The organism is Kribbella sp., from assembly GCF_035655035.1.
Lineage (GTDB): Bacteria > Actinomycetota > Actinomycetes > Propionibacteriales > Kribbellaceae > Kribbella.
This window is the reverse complement of the sequence record NZ_DASRVN010000028.1, coordinates 1-4,269: the sequence shown is the minus strand read 5'-3', so window position 1 is coordinate 4,269 and position 4,269 is coordinate 1. Positions and strand designations below refer to the sequence as shown.

Annotated in this window: 5 protein-coding genes; 3 read left to right on the top strand and 2 right to left on the bottom strand. The window is 68.6% G+C overall.

Going from position 1 to position 4,269, the window contains the following annotated elements:
* The 3 genes from VFF46_RS01940 to VFF46_RS01930 all read left to right on the top strand — a co-directional run.
* Positions 1-832, top strand: an 832-nt coding sequence (locus VFF46_RS01940) for an SURF1 family protein (protein WP_325035229.1), incomplete at its 5' end; no start/stop codon positions are given.
* Positions 829-1,176 (top strand): DUF3817 domain-containing protein, encoded by a 348-nt coding sequence (locus tag VFF46_RS01935; RefSeq protein ID WP_325035228.1) that lies wholly within the window; start codon positions 829-831, stop codon positions 1,174-1,176. The genes VFF46_RS01940 and VFF46_RS01935, both read left to right, overlap by 4 nt.
* 42 nt (positions 1,177-1,218) lie before the next feature.
* Positions 1,219-2,013 carry a class I SAM-dependent methyltransferase gene (locus VFF46_RS01930; RefSeq protein WP_325035227.1) on the top strand — a complete coding sequence of 265 codons (795 nt, stop codon included), beginning with the start codon at positions 1,219-1,221 and terminating at the stop codon, positions 2,011-2,013.
* A gap of 161 nt (positions 2,014-2,174) precedes the next feature.
* Here the strand turns inward: VFF46_RS01930 and VFF46_RS01925 are convergent, their stop codons facing one another.
* Both VFF46_RS01925 and VFF46_RS01920 read right to left on the bottom strand, forming a co-directional pair.
* Positions 2,175-3,149 carry a ParB/RepB/Spo0J family partition protein gene (locus tag VFF46_RS01925; protein ID WP_325035226.1) on the bottom strand — a complete coding sequence of 325 codons (975 nt, stop codon included), beginning with the start codon at positions 3,147-3,149 and terminating at the stop codon, positions 2,175-2,177.
* A 186-nt stretch (positions 3,150-3,335) separates the two neighbouring features.
* Positions 3,336-4,269, bottom strand: a 934-nt coding sequence (locus tag VFF46_RS01920) for a ParA family protein (RefSeq protein ID WP_414673028.1), incomplete at its 5' end; no start/stop codon positions are given.

Here is a 4,269-nt window from a genome sequence, read left to right as displayed (position 1 = left end):
GCCGCTCTGGCGGACAGCTGTCCAGCCGCGGTGGCTCGGGCTGCTTGCCCTTGCGCTGGTGATCGCGGGTGTGATGACCGCGATGGGGGTCTGGCAGCTCGGCGTCTACGAGTCGAAGACGGCCGCCGCTACGGCGCACCGAGCTGCTGCGGCTCCTGTTCCCTTGCAGTCGTTGTTCTCGGTCGACGAGGGTCTGCCGGCCAAGGCGGTCGGTCGGCAGGTGACGATCGACGGCACCTGGGGACCGACCGCGGACCAGGTCTTCGTCGCGGACCGGTTGCAGGGCGGGCGGCAGGGGTTCTGGGTGGTGACGCCGCTGAGGCTCTCGGAGTCGGACGCGGTGATGGTTGTCCGCGGCTGGGTCCCGTCGGTGACCGACGCCGCCGCCAAGGCTCCGATTGGGCCGGCGTCGTTGACCGGGGCCGTGGTCGCGTCGGAGGCCGAGGACTCGTCGGGCGACGCGGCGAAGGGGCGTGTGCTGTCGACGCTGCGGATCCCGACGATCGTGCACCTGGTGAAGTACCGGGTGTACGACGCGTTCGTCGTACAGACCTCGCCGGCCGGTACGTCGCCCGCGCCCGCTGCCGTCGTACCGCCGCCACCGCCCACCGATCACGCCGGCCTGCGGAACGTGGCGTACGCCTTCCAGTGGTGGATCTTCGCCGCCTTCACCCTGTGGATGTGGGCCCGCATGGTGCTGGACGCCCACCGCTCCCCTGACGGCGACACTGATGCAGATGCTGGTGAGGGTGCCGAGAACGCGGGGTCGGGTGCGGCCGAGGGTGACCGGGGCGGAAAGCGCGTGGAGCCAAGCGGTACCGTTTCAGCGTGACTTCCTCTGCCGACCCCGCCACCTCCGCGAAGCCGATCACCCCGGCCGTCCGTGGCGCGCTGACCCGGTACCGCGTGATCGCGTACGTGGTGGGCGTGATGCTGCTCCTGCTGGTGTTCCTCGCGATGCCGCTGAAGTACTTCGGCGACAACCCGGGCGCCATGAACGTCATCGGCCCGCTGCACGGCTTCCTGTACGTCGTGTACCTGCTGCTGACCTTCGACCTGTTCCGCCGGGTGCGCTGGTCGTTCCCGCGGCTCGTCCTGATGGCGCTGGCCGGCACGATCCCGTTCCTGTCGTTCTACGCCGAGCGCAAGACGTCGCACGAGCTCCTCGGCCGCTAATCCCGTTGTACTGCCGCGTCCCGCGGCCCTAGCCTCGGCCGCATGCTGCAGGACATCACGGAGTCGAACCGCGCCAGCTGGAACCAGATCCACCACGCCCGCCCCGGCGAGCCCGTGTCGTTCTTCACCGCCGGCGGCTCCACCCTCACGGCGGAGGAACTCGCCGCGGCGGGCGATGTCCGTGGCCGGCGGGTCCTGCACCTCGCCTGCTCGTGCGGCGACGAGGTCCTCTCCTGGGCACAGCTCGGCGCCTCGGTCACCGGCGTCGACATCTCCGAGGTCGCGCTCGCGATGGCGATCGAGAAGTCGGCGGCGACAGGGATTCCGGCCGACTTCGTCCGCGCCGACATGCTCGCGCTGCCCCCGTCACTGACCGGCTTCGATCTCATCTACCTGAGCTGGGGCGCCGTCTGCTGGCTCCCGGATCTCGACGTCTTCGCCGAGTCGGTCGCCGCCCGCCTCTCTCCCGGCGGTTCGGTCCTGATCGCCGAACATCATCCGGCCTGGGAGACCCTCGCGGTCCGTGGCCCGAACCAGCTCGAGGTCATCGCCGACTACTTCGGTCGCAGCACTCCGCTCGCCGCCGTCGACAACGCCAAGCGTCCGACCGGCGCCCGCGACAATCCGGACGCTCCTGCCTTCAAGGCCTTCATCTGGCCGCCGAGCGACGTCATCACCGCTCTCCTCAAGGCCGGCCTCACTCTGACCAGCTTCCAGGAAGCTCCGGACCCGGACAGCTATCCCGGCCTCGACCCGGCAGCTTCGGCGCTCCCCGCCACCTACCTGATCGTGGCGACCCGCAATGTTTCACATGAAACATTGCCCGAAAGTCCGTAGATGACTTTGTCGACAAATCACCTTAGCGAGATAGCCCTGTACTTCGAACTACGAACTACCTCGCTGAGCGCCATCCTAAGCCGCCGCGGGCGACTTACATCCTTGTGATTCCCGGCCCTCCGGCCGCAGAATCGAGGCTCTGTTCCGGCGTGTCGGACTTGTCAGGACTCGTTCTGCTTGTTCGGATCCATCAGCGTGACGATCCGCTCGAGATCGTCCAGCGACGCGAACTCGACGGTGATCTTGCCCTTGGTCTTCCCGAGGTCGACCTTCACCCGGGTCTCGAACCGATCCGACAGCCGGTCGGCGAGATCGACCAGTCGCGGTGCGACCGGCTTGTTGCGTCGACGGGGCGCGGTGGTGTCGTCGCCGTTCATGTCGCCGAGCGCGACGATCTCCTCGACGGTACGGACCGAGAGTCCCTCGGCGACGATCCGCTGCGCCAGCCGCTCGATCGCATCCCCGCTCGGAAGGCCGAGCAGCGCCCGCGCATGACCGGCCGACAGTACGCCGGCGGCAACGCGCCGCTGAACCGACGCCGGCAGCTTCAGCAGCCGCAGCGTGTTGGAGATCTGCGGTCGCGAGCGGCCGATCCGGGTCGCCAGGACTTCCTGCGTACAGCCGAAGTCGTCGAGCATCTGCTGGTACGCCGCCGCCTCTTCGAGCGGGTTCAGCTGGCTGCGGTGCAGGTTCTCCAGCAGGGCGTCGCGCAGCATCGCGTCGTCCGACGTGTCCCGGACGATCGCCGGGATCGTGGTCAGCCCGGCCGCCTGCGTCGCACGCCACCGCCGCTCACCCATGACCAGCTCGAACTTGTCGTCCTCGAGCCGCCGGACCACGATCGGCTGTAGCAGACCGATCTCCTTGACCGAGTGCACCAGCTCGTCCATCGCGTCCTCGTCGAACACGGACCGCGGCTGCTTCGGGTTCGGCGTGATCTTGTCGACCTCGATCTCGGCGAACGACGCGCCGGGGACCGCGGCGAGCTCCGGCCCTGACGAAGCCTGCGGCTCAGCTGGCGTCGGGACCGGGGGTGCGCCCGGGATCGAGTTCGACTTGCTGCCGAGGGTCGTGGTGCCAGGGGCCGGCGAGCTGGGGATCAGCGCACCAAGTCCGCGTCCGAGTCGGGTGTTCATCGCGCTCCCTCGAGTTCGACATCCTGCTGAGCTACTGCTGACCTATCACAACGCCAACCGGGTGCCATCACGCGTACTTCGACCCCCGTGTCCCGTTCCACGTGAAACGGTGCCACACGACGCAACCGTTTCACGTGGAACGGCCGCCTGTCACGACAGGTCGTCAGAGGGGTGTCTGACACCCTCTCACGCGTTGTTCCGCATGGCGATCTCGCGGGAGGCCTCCAGGTACGACAGCGCGCCGGCCGAGGCCGGGTCGTACGCGAGCACCGTCTGCCCGTGGCTCGGCGCCTCCGAGATACGCACCGAGCGCGGCACCGCGGTCCGCAGTACGGCGTCCTTGAAGTGTCCTCGTACCTCGGCCGCGACCTCGCCGGCCAGCTTCGTGCGGGCGTCGTACATGGTCAGCAGGATCGTCGAGACGTCGAGCCCGGGGTTCAGGTGCGACTTCACCATGTCGATGTGCCGGAGGAGCTGGGACAGCCCCTCGAGCGCGTAGTACTCGCTCTGGATCGGGACCAGGACCTCGCGGGCGGCGGTCAGCGCGTTCACCGTCAGGAGGCCGAGCGACGGCGGGCAGTCGATGAAGACGTAGTCGTACTTCTCCCCCGCGGCCTCGGTCTCGGCCAGGTAGGCCTCGAGGACGCTCTTCAACCGGCTCTCGCGGGCGACCAGGCTGACGAGCTCGATCTCGGCACCGGCCAGATCGATCGTCGCCGGGATCACCTGGATGCCGGGGTGCTCGGCACACGGCTGGATCAGCTTGCTGAGCGGCTCGCCCTCGATGACCGCCTCGTACACGCCCGGCGTACCTTCGGCGTGCTCGATGCCCAGGGCGGTCGACGCGTTGCCCTGCGGGTCCAGGTCGATGACGAGGATCTTCGCGCCGTACAGCGCGAGGCCGGCCGCGACGTTCACCGTCGTGGTGGTCTTGCCGACGCCACCCTTCTGGTTGGCGACGACGAACACTCGGGTCTGAGCGGGCAGCGGGAACTCGCGGCCCATTGTGCGTCCTTCATTCACCAGCAGGGTCCGTTCGGTCGCGGCGGCGATCGGAGTCTCGAGGAGTCGTCGCTGAAGCTCGTCCGTCGTGGCCCGCGCGGCGATCTGTGCGGCAGTC